Here is a 13,889-nt window from a genome sequence, read left to right as displayed (position 1 = left end):
AATATTTAGCAAATACACAAAATGAAAAAAATAGCAATAATCATATTAGGGGCATTAAGTATTGTATCCTGTAAAAAGGAAACGCTTAACCTTGTTCCCCAAACAAGCCTGAGCTCGGCTTCTTTTTATAAAGACGCTGCTCAGTATAACCAGGCGCTAACAGGCGCTTACACCAATCTTCGTTCAGTAGCTTTTATAGGTATCTATATGGATGAAATACGCTCTGATAATACATTTTTTACGATTTATTCTGCCGATAGGGGGACCTCAACCAGTGCCGAGGCAATGGCTGAGTTTATTGACAATAATATTTCGAGCCAAGAGCCTAATAATCCGGGCAACAGGTACGGTAACGATTACTCGGGCATTTCTAAAGTAAACACCATATTATCAAGGCTGGAAAAATCAAGCCTGGCGCAGGCTGATAAAGATCAGATTTCGGGCGAAGCATTATTTTTAAGGGCGTTTTATTATTATGACCTTGTTCAGCATTACGGTGGTGTACCATTGCAACTGACAGAGGTAACAGATGTAGCCGGTGCATTTTTGCCGCGAAGTTCGGCAGATGAGGTTTATAACCAGATCATCACCGATTTAAATGCTGCTATCCTGGTATTACCCGTTGCCAAAACTTTTCCGCAAACAGGCAGGGCAACACAGGGGGCTGCAAAAATGCTTTTGGCTTATAGCTATATGTCAAAGCAAACTAAAGAGTATGCCAAAGCCGAAGCAGCGTTGCTTGATATAACCAAAATGAACTATGGCTTATTGAGCGATTATGCCGCAGTGTATGATCTTGCCAACAAAAACAGTAAAGAATCGATTTTTGAGGTGCAATACAAAATAGGTAACGATGGCCAGCAGAGCGATTTTATCTGGCGTTTCATACCGCGAACAACAAACTCTGAATTTATCCTCGGCTTAAGGGGTACTAACGCGCGGGGTGGCCTGGCCAGCGGCGGCTGGAATGTACCTACACAGGAAATGGTAAACTCGTACGAACAAGGCGATCTTAGGCTACCTGCCTCTATCGCGGTTGCTGAAGGTAATATTAACAATGAGGTAATGACCATAACAGCAGTTAAAAGCCCTGTTAATTACAAACCAACCTCAGGTGTAGGATACAATTACTTCATCAAAAAATATTTACATCCGCCATATCAGGTTGAATACAATACAGATGATAACTGGCCGGTATTCCGCTATTCGGGCGCGCTATTATTGCTCGCTGAATGCCTTGTAGCCGAAGGTAAAGCCGCTGAAGCGTTACCTTACATTAACCAGGTTAGGCAACGTGCAGGCTTGGCTGCCCTTTCAACTGCTACCAAACAAAATGTGGCAAATGAAATGAGGCATGAGCTTGCATTTGAAAATCACCGCTGGACCGATCTTATACGTAACGGCATGGCTATTGATGTTCTTAACGCAAAAGGTGTAACAATGAAAGCATTGTACGGTTGGTTGCTCCCGAGTACCTTTAACGTTACCCAGGACAGGTTGATTTATGCTATCCCGTTCCGCGAATTGCAAATAAATAGTAAACTCACCCAAAACCCTGGTTATTAATTCATCCCAATCTAAATGTTATCTTAATTTGGCCGTACAACCTTCTTTAAAGGTTGTGCGGCTTTTTTTGACTTTTCATTTAAGAATGTTCCGTTTTTTACAATTCAGGTGATCTCCTCACATCTTATATTTGTGTTAATGGTTTTCAAAGAAATCCTTCCGGGCCAAAAGCTGCAGCCTTATATCAAGTGCTTCTATCTGTATGAATCTGATTCGGACAGGAGCTATGATGATATCGTATTTCCAAGCGGTACCATGGAGGTGATCTTTAACCTTGGCACCGGAAACTGGAAATCAAAAAAAGGAGATTTGTTTTACACCACGCCACCCGTTGAACTTTGGGGCCAGATCACCAGGCCATTAGCCATACAATCGGTAGGGAGGAATATTATGCTGGGCTTCCGTTTTTATCCGCATTCGGCCGCTTATTTTTTTGATGAAAGCGTATCAGAGTTTAATAACGAAATTGTTGATGCCACGCATGTATTCGGCCCTAAATTAAAGACGCTTTATTTAAAATTACTGGAGACTGCCGATCTGAATACAAAAGTGGCCATGATTGAGGATTATTTATGGAGCCGTTTATCGGTATCTGAAAAAAAGCATTCGAAAATCAAATTCATAGGGGATATTGTAAGCAATCTTAAAAAGAATTACAGCGGCGATAATATCCTGTCCATATCCAACCGTCATAACATCTCAGCGCGGTACTTGAATACCCTTTTTTCGCAATACACAGGTTTACCACCTAAATTATTTTATAAAATAAACCGCTTTCAGCATAGCCTCAGCCTGGTTAGCTCCAACGAAGAAAAACTGACTAACGTGGCTTACAGTGCAGGCTATTTTGATCAGGCACATTTTATAAAAGAATTTAAACTTTTTACTGGCTTTACGCCTAATTCTTTTGCTGCTCAGGCGTCGCCAATAAACCAGGTATTGGCCGGCGGTTAACACTTCCGTTTTGTACAATTTTGGGCTGTTCACGCTCCATAGTTTTGCTGATATAATTAACAAACAAAAAAATGAAATCAGCAAAAACACCACAGGAAGTGCACGCATTATTGGCGGCAGCTTTTAACACCAAAGATTTAAATGTAATTATGAATGTGTACGATGCCAACGGCATCATTTTCCCCGAACCGGGAAAAGAAGTATCAGGCAGAGCCGAGTTTGAAGAAGCTGTTAAAAGCATCTGCGCTGTTCCGGGCGTAATGGAAATTAAAACCGTTTACTGCCTGCAATCGGGCGATGTAGCTTTGGGCCGGTCTGAATGGACAATTACAGATCAGGGCAAAACACAGGTTGCCGCAAAAGGTATGGAGGTAATGAGGCAACAACCTGATGGCAACTGGAAAATTATCATCGACCACGCTTTCGGTGCCGAAGCTAACCTTGTAGCCTGATCCGAACTTCAGAAACACCAATGGCCGGGTACCGGCCATTGGTGTTTCACCTTTCACCTTTCACCTTTCACCTTTCACCTTTCACCTTTCACCTTTCACCTCATCTGTTCCGTTTTATACAATTTAAGCCGGAATCGTCGCGGTATTTTTGAGCATAAATAAAAATATGATCATGAAAAATAGATTTAAAGAGTTTTTAGCCCTGCACCATAAAACAATCCCTGTGCAGGTTGGCAATGTATGGAATGCTCAAAGCGCACTGGTTTATGATAAGTTAAATTTTGAAGTAATCGGCACATCAAGTGCAGCTGTTGCCGGGTCATTAGGCTTTGCAGATGGTGAAGAAATGAGTTTTGAAGAGTACCTTTTTGTCATCAAACGGATAGCAGCTACAACATCGGCCATGCTAACTGTCGACCTGGAAGCCGGTTATGGGGATACGCCGGAGGAAATCAGTAATAACATAATTCAGTTGCATAACCTTGGGGTAGTGGGCATCAACATAGAAGACTCGATAGTAACCAATGGTAAGCGAAGTATTGTTGATGCGGATAGTTTTGCTGCAAAACTTAAACAGATCACCAAACTGCTGGCCGATGCCGGAGTAGAAATATTTATAAACGTAAGGACTGATTCATTCCTGCTTAATGTACCCAATGCGTTGGAAGATGCTTTGGCCAGGACTAAACTTTACCAGGATACAGGTGTACATGGTTTGTTTTTTCCTTGTATCACCCAAATAGCTGATATAGAAAAAGTAACAGCATTATCTACTCTTCCCATTAACGTGATGTGTATGCCTGGCCTCCCGGATTTTAAAGCGTTACAGGATGCCGGGGTTAAAAGGATCAGTGCAGGGCCGTTTTTAAATATGAACATTTACAAGGTGTTGGAAAGCTCCATTGAAAAAATAGTTGCCGAAAATAGCTTCATGAGCCTGTTTAATTAGGCCATAAACCAACTATGAGTTGTAAGGAGTTGAAAACTTTTTATAGGATGTGAAGTTATTGTGAAGTAGTTTAATAAACTATAAAATAAGTTTAGGTTAAAAGTCCCTGCGGCGAGCGTTAGGGACTTTTTATTTTTTGAGAAATGCTGGGCAGATGTTTAAAAGATTTCCGGCAACAATGATGAATAATAAATTACCGCTGCTTTGGGAATAATCATAATAAATACTATAATTGCTATTGTGTACGTACACGTATTGGTTTTGAGATTAATATCAGTATCTTAGAAGATGGATTATCCGGGTTTGAAAATCATTAACGCAAAAATTGTAACGCCAACGCGGATCATTAAGAACGGTACGTTATTAGCCCGAAACGGTAAGATCATTGCTATTGCCGAAGGGAATATAGATAGTGAAGCTGAAACAGTAATTGATGCAGGTGGTAAATACTTATCGCCTGGTTTTATTGATATCCATGTGCATGGCGGTGGTGGGCACGACTTTATGGATAATACCGTTGAGGCTTATCTCGAAATTGCCAGGCTGCATGCCAGTCAGGGTACAACAGCTTTTACACCAACTACACTAAGCTGCGAGCAGGATGCTTTACTAAAAACCCTGAGCTTGTACGAAGAATCGGAGCCATTAAATAAAGATGGGGCCCGGTTTTTAGGGATGCATATTGAAGGCCCATACTTTGATATGGAGCAGCGGGGAGCACAGGATCCCCGCTTTATCCGCCCGCCTGATCCAAAAGAATACCAGGAAATTTTACAGCATTCATCTGTAGTAAAACGATGGAGCGCCGCCCCGGAGCTAAAAGGCGCGATTGAATTCGGGCGCTTCCTGAAATCAAAAGGGATTTTGCCATCCATAGCCCATACCAATGCCATTTACGAAGAGGTGCTTGAAGCTTATGAAAATGGTTATACCCATATCACCCATTTTTATTCGGGCATGTCGGGTGTATCCAGGCGCAATGCGTTCAGGTACGCCGGAGTTGTTGAAAGCGGTTACTTGCTGGAAGATATGACGGTTGAGATAATTGCCGACGGAAGGCACCTGCCCCCGGCTTTGCTTAAGCTTGTTTACAAGATTAAAGGGCCGGAAAAAATCGCTCTCATAACTGATGCTATGCGGGCCGCCGGAATGCCGCCCGGCGAAAGTATTTTAGGCGATCGCCGTAATGGCTTAAAAGTGATAGTGGAAGATAACGTAGCGAAATTGCCCGACAGGAGCGCGTTTGCCGGGAGTGTTGCAACAACTATCCAACTGGTTAAAAACATGATCACCCTTGCTGATGTACCAGTAATTGATGCCGTAAAAATGATGACCATAACCCCGGCCAAAATTATGAAAGCAGATGATACCATGGGATCAATAACTGTTGGGAAAGATGCCGATCTGGTGATTTTTGACGATGAAATTAACCTGCATAAAACCATCATCGGCGGTAAAGCTGTTCATGCAATTTAATTTAGTTAACGACATTTCCATGTTGAAAAAGATAAAAGCAGAAAAGCTTGAAGTAATTGTGCTGGAAAACCGGGCAGCCCTTGGGCAAACAGCAGCCAAAATGGTAAGCGAAAAAATTAAGCAGCTGCTGCTTACGAAACCCTCGGTCAATATGATTTTTGCGGCTGCACCTTCACAAAATGAATTCCTGGATGCATTGGTGAATGATGAGGGCATCGAATGGCAGAAAATAAATGCTTTTCATATGGATGAATACCTCGGTTTGCCATATGCTGCTCCACAGTTGTTCAGCAGCTTTCTTAAAAAGAGGCTTTTTGAGCGTGTGCCATTTGCGTCAGTCAATTATTTTAACGGTAACGTGGCAGATCATAAGGCCGAATGCGAACGCTATACCCAACTATTGAAAAGTAACCCGGCTGATATGGTATGTATGGGGATAGGAGAGAACACCCACATTGCTTTTAACGATCCGCATGTGGCAAACTTCCATGATCCGGAAATGGTGAAAAGGGTACAGCTGGATCAGGCCTGCCGGCAGCAACAGGTTAACGACGGTTGTTTTGATATTTTGGATGCCGTGCCCGAATACGCAATGACGCTAACTGTTCCCGCTTTAATGAACGCTGCCCATGTATTTTGTATGGTGCCCGGGGCTAATAAAGCAGCAGCTGTAAAACATACCCTGCAGGAGCCTGTGTCGGAGTATTATCCTTCTACCATCTTAAAAATGCATGATAACGCTGTACTCTTTGTTGATGCAGATAGTTTTAGCCACGTGTAAAATCAGCTGATAAAAGAATGTTATCTGCAGAAATGTTGCTGTATGGGGCAAGTATTTAAAACTATTTGGTTTTAAATAAATTATCGGTGTATATTCCCATACCAATTAATCCTGTAATAATGAAAAATTTGAAGATCCTGAGCCTGTTGGCGCTTGGCCTGGTATTACCGGCTATAGTAAATGCACAGGAAAAAACTGCTGCAACTTACAAAGAACAATACCGCCCGCAGATCCATTTTTCGCCAAAACAGCATTGGATCAATGATCCCAACGGCATGGTTTATTTTAACCATACTTATCACCTGTTTTATCAGTATTATCCCAAGGCATCTGTTTGGGGACCCATGCACTGGGGGCATGCAATGAGCACCGATCTTATTCACTGGAAAGAACAGCCGATTGCTTTATATCCCGATAGTTTAGGTTATATATTTTCGGGCAGTGCTGTGGTTGATTCCAACAACACAAGTGGTTTTGGTAAAAAGGGAAAAATCCCGCTGGTTGCCATCTTTACCCATCATGACCCAAAAGGGGAAAAGGCGGGAACGGATAAATTTCAAAATCAAAGTCTGGCTTACAGTCTTGATAATGGTAACACCTGGACTAAATACAAGGGTAACCCGGTTCTGAGAAACCCCGGCATAAAAGATTTTCGCGACCCTAAAGTGATGTGGTACGCTAAAGAGAAGAAATGGCTCATGACGCTTGCCACTAAAGATCATATTACGTTTTACTCAGCGCCCGATTTGAAAAATTGGAAAAGGGAAAGTGAATTTGGATTGGAAACAGGGGCGCATGGCGGTGTTTGGGAATGCCCTGATTTGTTCCCTTTAAAGGTTGATGGTAAAACTTATTGGGTGCTTATCGTCAATATTAATCCCGGTGGGCCAAACGGGGGCTCGGCAACCCAGTATTTTGTCGGGCAGTTTAACGGCAGTAAATTTACCCCGGTTGATACTAAAACCCGCTGGCTCGATTATGGTCCGGATGAGTACGCTGGCATAATATGGGGCAATACAGGTCCGCGCAAAATATTTTTAGGCTGGATGAGCAACTGGGAATATGCCAACCAGGTGCCAACCGAAAAATGGCGTAATGCCATGACCATCCCGCGCGTTTTGTCGTTGAAAAAAGTGAATGGCGAATTGTTACTTGCGTCGGTTCCTGTTGGCGAGTTAAAAATTATTTCCTTGGCCCCTCAAACTGCTGCAACTGCAAAACTGTCTGCGCAAAGTGTGTTAAAAAAGATTACAGAATCGCTTGATGATTATACGATAACCCTATCAAATGATCTTGGCGAAGAGCTATTGATCGGCTATGATAAAAAAGCAAATCAATATTATATCGACAGAACGAAAGCGGGCAAGGTTGATTTTCAAAAAGATTTTAAAGGCCGCTTTGTTGCTCCAAGGTATGCGAGAACAAAAACCTCAGATCTTACACTGGTAATTGATGGTACATCAGTTGAACTTTTTGCCGACGGTGGACTTACTACCATGACAGCTATCTTTTTCCCTAATAAACCCTTTGATCGTATTACAACCAAAGGCATCGGCCTGCAACAAACCGCGTTAAAATCAATCTGGGAAAAATAAAAACACAGTTACTGAATTTTATGAATGAAAGCGCCCCATAATGAATAGGGGCGCTTTTTTGTTTTTGCAGGTTCAGGCGTCCACGCTTACTATACGATGATAACCGCGAGCGAGGACCCTCAATTTCTCTTTAATTCAAGCGTGGACGCTTGAACTTGCACGTAGAGATACAATTTTTATGATGCTTAATTCATTTTATTGCAATAATTATATAATGTCTATGGTTTTAGTAGAATTTATATATATTTGCATTGTCAAAACGGCTCTTTGAATATTTTAATTATCAAGAAAGACTGAGGGAAAGGCCCTGTGATGTCTTAGCAACCTGTAAGCCCATTGTTATAAAGGTGCTAATTCCTGTCTGCCCATTGGGTAGAAAAGATAATATAATACACTATTGCCCGGCTTAGTGCCCGGTAATGTATATATTCTTTTCTCTCCTCGTTTTCCTTGCTAAAAAATATTGAAGTATCACCGATCTGATATAACGGTTAACATGTATAGCAATGAACATTAAACATTTACTTATTACCTGCTCGCTTTCCATAACAACATTGCTTGCTGCTGCGCAAACAACAAAGGTTGCTGATCCTGCCGCGGGCGACCGCGGTTACATTGTGAAAACGGGTGACCTTGCCCCTGCAGATTTTGAGCTGGTATTAACCGATGGTACCAAAACATCATTAAAGCAATTGCGCGGTAAAGTGGTTATCCTGCAGTTTACCGCAAGCTGGTGTAGCGTATGCCGCGAAGAAATGCCGCATCTGGAAAAAGACATCTGGCAGGCATATAAAGATAAAGGCCTGGTTTTAATTGGCGTTGACCGCGATGAGCCGCTTGAAAAAGTAAAAGGTTTCCATCATGATATGAATATCAGCTATCCGCTGGCACTTGATCCCGGTGCTGATATTTTTGGCCGGTTTGCCAACAAAAAGAGCGGCGTTACCCGCAATGTAGTTATCGACCGTGATGGAAAAATTGTTTACCTCACCCGTTTATATGATAAACAGGAATTTGCATCCATGTTAAAAGCCGTTGATGCTTTGGTGAACAATAAAACAGCATCTATAAACTAAAAAAACAATTGATGGCAACCCTGTTTGCTGTCATCAGTTAAAAAAATCTATCTGCACTTATTTAATACCCGTTTTTATGAAAACAAAAACTACCCCCTTACACAACAATGCTTTAGTTTCATTGAACCAGCTCACGGCCAAATTCTTCTATCCAAGTATGCAAAGCATGCGTTGTTGCTGCTAATTCCTTACAGTATGTATGGTACTAATGCACGGGCTTGCTGCAGTTTGCTACGGCGTTAATAATATCATCCCCTAATCAATTCTTTACAGTTAAAACAGGTTTATGAGCCGGGCATTGTATGCCTGCTAAGGCCATTGCCATGCTTTGTTTATCTGTATCGGCATTAAAAATTAATCACAATTATTAATTATCATGTTAAAAATTTACAAGCTATTACTGGCAATTGTATTGCCTTTTATTCTCGTCCAAACGGTTGCGGCGCAATCCGTTAAAATAAGCGGTGTGGTAACCGCCAAGTCAGATGGGTTGCCGCTGCCCGGTGTTAGTGTATCGGTTAAAGGTAAAACCACCGGCGCGCAAACCAATGTTGATGGCAGGTTTACCATCACTGCTAATGCCAATGATGTGCTCAGGGTAAGCTACATCGGTTTTACAACCCAGGAGATCCCGGTTACGCAAAGTACATCAACTTTAAACGTAGTACTGGTTGAAGCGCCCAATTCATTGAATGAGGTGGTTATAACGGCACTTAATATTTCAAAAGATAAAAAATCATTGGGTTACGCTGTGCAGGGTTTAAAATCAAAAGATATCTCTGAAGCCAAGGAAACTAACTTTGTAAACGCGCTGGCAGGTAAAATTGCCGGTGTACAGGTTACCAACAGCCAGGGCGATATGGGTTCGTCGCGCATCGTCATCCGTGGTGAAACCTCCATATCAGGCAATAACCAACCTTTGTTTGTGGTTGATGGAGTTATTGTTGATAACAGCCAGTTTTTAGGAAACAATGGTTCAAGGGATTTTTCAAATGCTATTTCTGATCTTAACTCAGAAGATATTGAATCGGTAAGTGTATTGAAAGGGCCAAACGCGGCTGCGCTTTATGGTTCACGCGCAGCGGCTGGCGTTATCCTCATCAGGACTAAAACAGGTAAAGGTGCAAAAGGATTAGGTGTTACCATAAACTCCAATACCAGTTTTTCAAACGTGCAGGTATTACCCAATTATCAAAACCAATATGGTCAGGGCTCAAATGGCAAATTCAGCTACGTAGATGGTAAGGGCGGCGGCGTTAACGACGGTGTTGACGAAAGCTGGGGCCCTGCATTGGATGGTTCACTGATCCCGCAGTTTTATTCAAACGGGCAAGCTGTTCCTTTCGTTGCCCATCCCGATAACGTAAAAGACTTTTTCAAAACAGGTGTTACGCTCAATAACGGCATCGCGATAGCAAACAGCAGCGATAAAAGCGATTTCAGGTTATCATATAACAACCTTCACCAAACAGGTATTGTACCTAATACATCACAAGGGCGCAACTCTTTCGCTTTAAACTCAAGTTATCGTATCAATCCTAAATTAACTGTAAATACAATTGTTGATTATAGCAAGGACGATGCAGATAACCTTCCGGGCACATATGGTAAACGAGCAACCAGTACCATGCTGCAATTTACCTGGTTTGGCAGGCAGGTTGATATCAACAGGCTTAAAAACTATAAGGATGCCAATGGCAACACCTTTAACTGGAACAACAGCTACTATAGTAACCCTTACTGGCTGGCCTATGAAAATACAGTTGGGCAGCATAAAAACCACCTGATAGGAAGTATCGAGTTGAACTACAAGATCATTGATGGCTTATCGGCAAACTTCCGTACCGGAACTGATTATTATAACGACCGCCGTAAGATCAAGGTAGCATATGGTACTAACGGAACTCCATTTGGCTCGTACGAAGAGGATGCTTATAGCGTGAACGAAAACAATACGGAAGCGAGGTTGCAATACACCAAAAAGCTGAATAACGATTTTTCGCTCGATGTATTGGGCGGCGGGAATATAGCCGTAAGGACAACTGAAAATAATGATCAGCTGGCTCCAAAACTTGCGGTTGCTGGCCTGTATACACTGAGCAATTCCCGTGATCCATTGGTTTCAACCAATGTTTATGGTAAACTTAAAACCTATAGCTACTTTGGCTCAGCCCAGGTAGGCTTCAGGAACTATGCCTTTGTTAACTTTACTGCCCGTAATGATTGGTCGTCATCTTTACCGTCAGATAACCTGTCCTATTTCTATCCGTCGGTAAACGGAAGTTTAATCCTGTCAGAAGCGCTGGGCATTAAAAGCGATGTGCTCACCTATGCTAAATTAAGGGGTGGCTGGTCTAAAGTAGGTAAAGCAACAGATCCTTACCAGTTACTTAATGTTTTCACTTCTTCAACACTTTTTGGTTCAAACCCGCAACAAAGTTCACCGGCTACTGATCTGAACGATCATCTTAAACCAGAAACCACTACATCGGCCGAAGCAGGTTTTGAACTGGGCTTTTTCCACGACAGGGTACACCTGGATGTAAGTGGCTATAATACCAATAGTACTAATCAGATCCTTACAGTACAGGTGAGTTCATCAACAGGCTATGGTTACAAAGTAATAAATGGGGGCCGTATCAACAACAAAGGCCTTGAGGTTCAACTGGGCCTAACCCCGATTAAATCTAAAGGATTTACCTGGGATATCACCACCAACTATTCATTAAACCGCAGTAAGGTAGCTGCACTCGATGCCGATGGCCGCCTGCAAAGCGTGGTATTAGGCACCGACCGTACCGTACAGGTTTTAGCATCGCTTGGACAGCCTTATGGGGCGCTTTATGGTACAGCTTACACGCGTAACGCTTCCGGGCAGATCATCATTGATGCCAACGGCACGCCGGTATTCAATACCACCAAACGTTATCTTGGCAAGTTTACCCCAAACTGGCTGGGAAGCATTAATAACAGCTTTACTTATAAAGGGATAAACCTTAGCTTTTTGGTTGATGCACGCTTTGGCGGATCAATTTATTCAAACACCAACCGTACCGGTACCTATACCGGCGTGCTGGCCTCAACTTTACCGGGCCGTGGTGCAGCTAACGGTGGTTTAAGCTACTACTATCCGGGCAATAATACTTCGGCAGCAGCAGTACAGGTAACCGGTGCCGCACCCGCAGGTGTTACTGTATACAACGATGGGATGATCTTTAAAGGGGTAAAAGCCGATGGCTCGCCAAATACTACCATTATACCAGCACAATCATACTATAAAGGCTTTACCAATATCGACGAAGCATTTGTTTATGATGCCTCATACATCAAACTGCGCGAGGTGAAACTCGGTTATTCATTACCGGCAAAATGGATCAATAAGATTGGTTTCCAGGGAGCTACATTCTCGGTAGTTGGCCGTAACCTGTGGATTATCCATAAAAACGCTCCGAATATCGACCCGGAAACAGCCTTTAACGCAGGCAACGGCCAGGGATTGGAAGACCTTACCCTGCCAACTGTACGCAACATCGGCTTTAACGTAAACCTTAAATTTTAAACATCATGAAACTTAAATATATCAGCATATTATCCGGCGCGGTTTTATTATCGGTGACATCGTGCAAAAAGGAACTTCTTAGAATTAACCAAAACCCTAATGGTTCGCAGGCTGCCCAGCCCGATTACCTGTTGACTGCGGCCACCAAAGCAACTGCCGATACCTACTGGGGCGTAGCCAATAACATGGATGCCAGCTTGCTTTTTGTACAATACTGGTCTAAAATTCAGTATACCGACCCCGACAGGTACATTTATGCCAGCAGCGCTTTTGAGGAGCTTTGGAGTACCGGCTATTCAAAAAGTATTGTAAATCTTAACCAGATTGTCAAAATTGCTGATGCACAGGGTAATACCAATTATAAAGGTGTTGCACTGGTGCTGCGTTCATGGACATTTAGTTTATTGACAGAGGCCTATGGTAATATTCCTTATAAACAGGCAGCCAATATTGATCAATACCTCACTCCGGCTTATGATGCCCAAAAGGATGTTTATTTTGCTTTGCTGGATGACCTGAAAGCAGCTCAAACAGCGCTTGACCCATCAGGTAAAGCTATTGCCGGAGATGTAATATACGGTAATAGTATTGCTTCATGGAAAAAATTTGCCAACTCTTTAAGACTCCGCATTGCTTTGCGCATTGCCGATAGGGAACCGGCCAAAGCTAAACAGGTGCTGGCAGATATTCAGGCCGAAGGGGGCTCATACATCAGCTCAAATGCCGAAACGGCACAATTTACCTATATTGACTCCCCAAATCAAAACCCGGTGAGTAACCTGTTTGATACCCGCGATGATTACCGCATCAGCAAAACTATAGTTGATAAGCTGTTTGCGCTCAATGATCCGCGCTTATCAATATATGCTGCTAAAACGCAGGATGCTACACCTCAAACTTATGTTGGCTTGCCAAACGGTTTATTAGTAGGCGATGCCAGCAACTACGGTTTTACCAAAACCTCAAAACCGGGCACTTATTTCAGGGCGCCGCATGCCCCGGCAGTGATACTCAGCTACGCCGAAAGCCTGTTTGACAGGGCAGAAGCTGCCGCACGTGGTTTTACTACCGAAGATGCTGCTTCGTTATATGGGCAGGCCGTTACCGCGGCATTGGCGCAATACAGCATAGCTACGGCAGATATTGCGACTTACTTAGCGCAGCCTGCAATAAAATACGACGCATCCAACTATAAAAAATCAATTGGCGAGCAAAAATGGATAGCCCTGTTTGGCCAGGGATTGGAAGGTTGGACCGAATGGCGCCGACTTGATTACCCGCAATTGCAGCCTGCTGTTGCCGGTACCCTGAATGGCAAAATACCTGTAAGGTTTATTTACCCGGGTACAGAGCAATCATTAAACAAAACTAATTACCAGTCGGCAGTTGCCGCACAGGGGGCCGATGCATTGACCACCAAACTTTGGTTTGATGTAAATTAAAAACATCAGCATATTGAAATAATTTAAGAAACGGGTTTC

10 protein-coding genes and 1 riboswitch are annotated in these 13,889 nt (G+C 42.9%); all 10 genes read left to right on the top strand.

From position 1 onward, the window contains the following. Positions 1–21: 21 nt before the first annotated feature. Positions 22–1,566: a RagB/SusD family nutrient uptake outer membrane protein gene (locus ACFFGT_RS01615; protein WP_377020744.1), complete on the top strand. Its 1,545-nt coding sequence runs from the start codon at positions 22–24 to the stop codon at positions 1,564–1,566. 138 nt (positions 1,567–1,704) lie between these two features. Then, positions 1,705–2,520: a DUF6597 domain-containing transcriptional factor gene (locus tag ACFFGT_RS01610; protein ID WP_377020743.1), complete on the top strand. Its 816-nt coding sequence runs from the start codon at positions 1,705–1,707 to the stop codon at positions 2,518–2,520. 71 nt (positions 2,521–2,591) lie between these two features. Then, complete coding sequence (locus ACFFGT_RS01605) at positions 2,592–2,972, top strand: YybH family protein (protein WP_377020742.1); 381 nt, start codon at positions 2,592–2,594, stop codon at positions 2,970–2,972. 172 nt (positions 2,973–3,144) lie between these two features. After that, positions 3,145–3,921: an isocitrate lyase/PEP mutase family protein gene (locus tag ACFFGT_RS01600; protein WP_377020741.1), complete on the top strand. Its 777-nt coding sequence runs from the start codon at positions 3,145–3,147 to the stop codon at positions 3,919–3,921. 288 nt (positions 3,922–4,209) lie between these two features. Beyond that, on the top strand, positions 4,210–5,397 hold the full coding sequence (gene nagA, locus ACFFGT_RS01595) for an N-acetylglucosamine-6-phosphate deacetylase (RefSeq protein ID WP_377020740.1): 1,188 nt from the start codon (positions 4,210–4,212) through the stop codon (positions 5,395–5,397). Continuing rightward, a complete protein-coding gene (locus ACFFGT_RS01590; protein WP_377020739.1) occupies positions 5,387–6,178 on the top strand; it encodes a glucosamine-6-phosphate deaminase in 792 nt (263 codons plus the stop codon). The genes nagA and ACFFGT_RS01590 overlap by 11 nt, the downstream gene beginning before the upstream one ends. 119 nt (positions 6,179–6,297) lie before the next feature. Then, a complete protein-coding gene (locus ACFFGT_RS01585) occupies positions 6,298–7,773 on the top strand; it encodes a glycoside hydrolase family 32 protein (RefSeq protein WP_377020738.1) in 1,476 nt (491 codons plus the stop codon). A gap of 277 nt (positions 7,774–8,050) precedes the next feature. After that, positions 8,051–8,161: riboswitch (SAM riboswitch) on the top strand. Between the two features lie 118 nt (positions 8,162–8,279). Continuing rightward, positions 8,280–8,849: a TlpA disulfide reductase family protein gene (locus ACFFGT_RS01580; RefSeq protein WP_377020737.1), complete on the top strand. Its 570-nt coding sequence runs from the start codon at positions 8,280–8,282 to the stop codon at positions 8,847–8,849. Positions 8,850–9,225: 376 nt separating this feature from the next. Continuing rightward, positions 9,226–12,408, top strand: coding sequence for a SusC/RagA family TonB-linked outer membrane protein (locus ACFFGT_RS01575; RefSeq protein ID WP_377020736.1), 3,183 nt, complete (start codon positions 9,226–9,228; stop codon positions 12,406–12,408). Between the two features lie 5 nt (positions 12,409–12,413). Further along, positions 12,414–13,850 carry a SusD/RagB family nutrient-binding outer membrane lipoprotein gene (locus ACFFGT_RS01570; protein ID WP_377020735.1) on the top strand — a complete coding sequence of 479 codons (1,437 nt, stop codon included), beginning with the start codon at positions 12,414–12,416 and terminating at the stop codon, positions 13,848–13,850. Positions 13,851–13,889: the final 39 nt, after the last annotated feature.

This window comes from Mucilaginibacter angelicae, assembly GCF_042434235.1.
Taxonomy (GTDB): domain Bacteria; phylum Bacteroidota; class Bacteroidia; order Sphingobacteriales; family Sphingobacteriaceae; genus Mucilaginibacter; species Mucilaginibacter angelicae.
Note: the sequence above shows the minus strand (reverse complement) of the source record. Positions and strands in the feature narration are given on the sequence as shown.

Bases quoted from the DNA above. Each gene is read 5' to 3' on its own strand.
- ACFFGT_RS01605 (WP_377020742.1), top strand. From the start codon at position 2,592: ATGAAATCAGCAAAAACACCACAGGAAGTGCACGCATTATTGGCGGCA.
- ACFFGT_RS01610 (WP_377020743.1), top strand. From the start codon at position 1,705: ATGGTTTTCAAAGAAATCCTTCCGGGCCAAAAGCTGCAGCCTTATATC.
- ACFFGT_RS01570 (WP_377020735.1), top strand. From the start codon at position 12,414: ATGAAACTTAAATATATCAGCATATTATCCGGCGCGGTTTTATTATCG.
- ACFFGT_RS01590 (WP_377020739.1), top strand. From the start codon at position 5,387: ATGCAATTTAATTTAGTTAACGACATTTCCATGTTGAAAAAGATAAAA.
- nagA (WP_377020740.1), top strand. From the start codon at position 4,210: ATGGATTATCCGGGTTTGAAAATCATTAACGCAAAAATTGTAACGCCA.
- ACFFGT_RS01580 (WP_377020737.1), top strand. From the start codon at position 8,280: ATGAACATTAAACATTTACTTATTACCTGCTCGCTTTCCATAACAACA.
- ACFFGT_RS01615 (WP_377020744.1), top strand. From the start codon at position 22: ATGAAAAAAATAGCAATAATCATATTAGGGGCATTAAGTATTGTATCC.
- ACFFGT_RS01600 (WP_377020741.1), top strand. From the start codon at position 3,145: ATGAAAAATAGATTTAAAGAGTTTTTAGCCCTGCACCATAAAACAATC.
- ACFFGT_RS01585 (WP_377020738.1), top strand. From the start codon at position 6,298: ATGAAAAATTTGAAGATCCTGAGCCTGTTGGCGCTTGGCCTGGTATTA.
- ACFFGT_RS01575 (WP_377020736.1), top strand. From the start codon at position 9,226: ATGTTAAAAATTTACAAGCTATTACTGGCAATTGTATTGCCTTTTATT.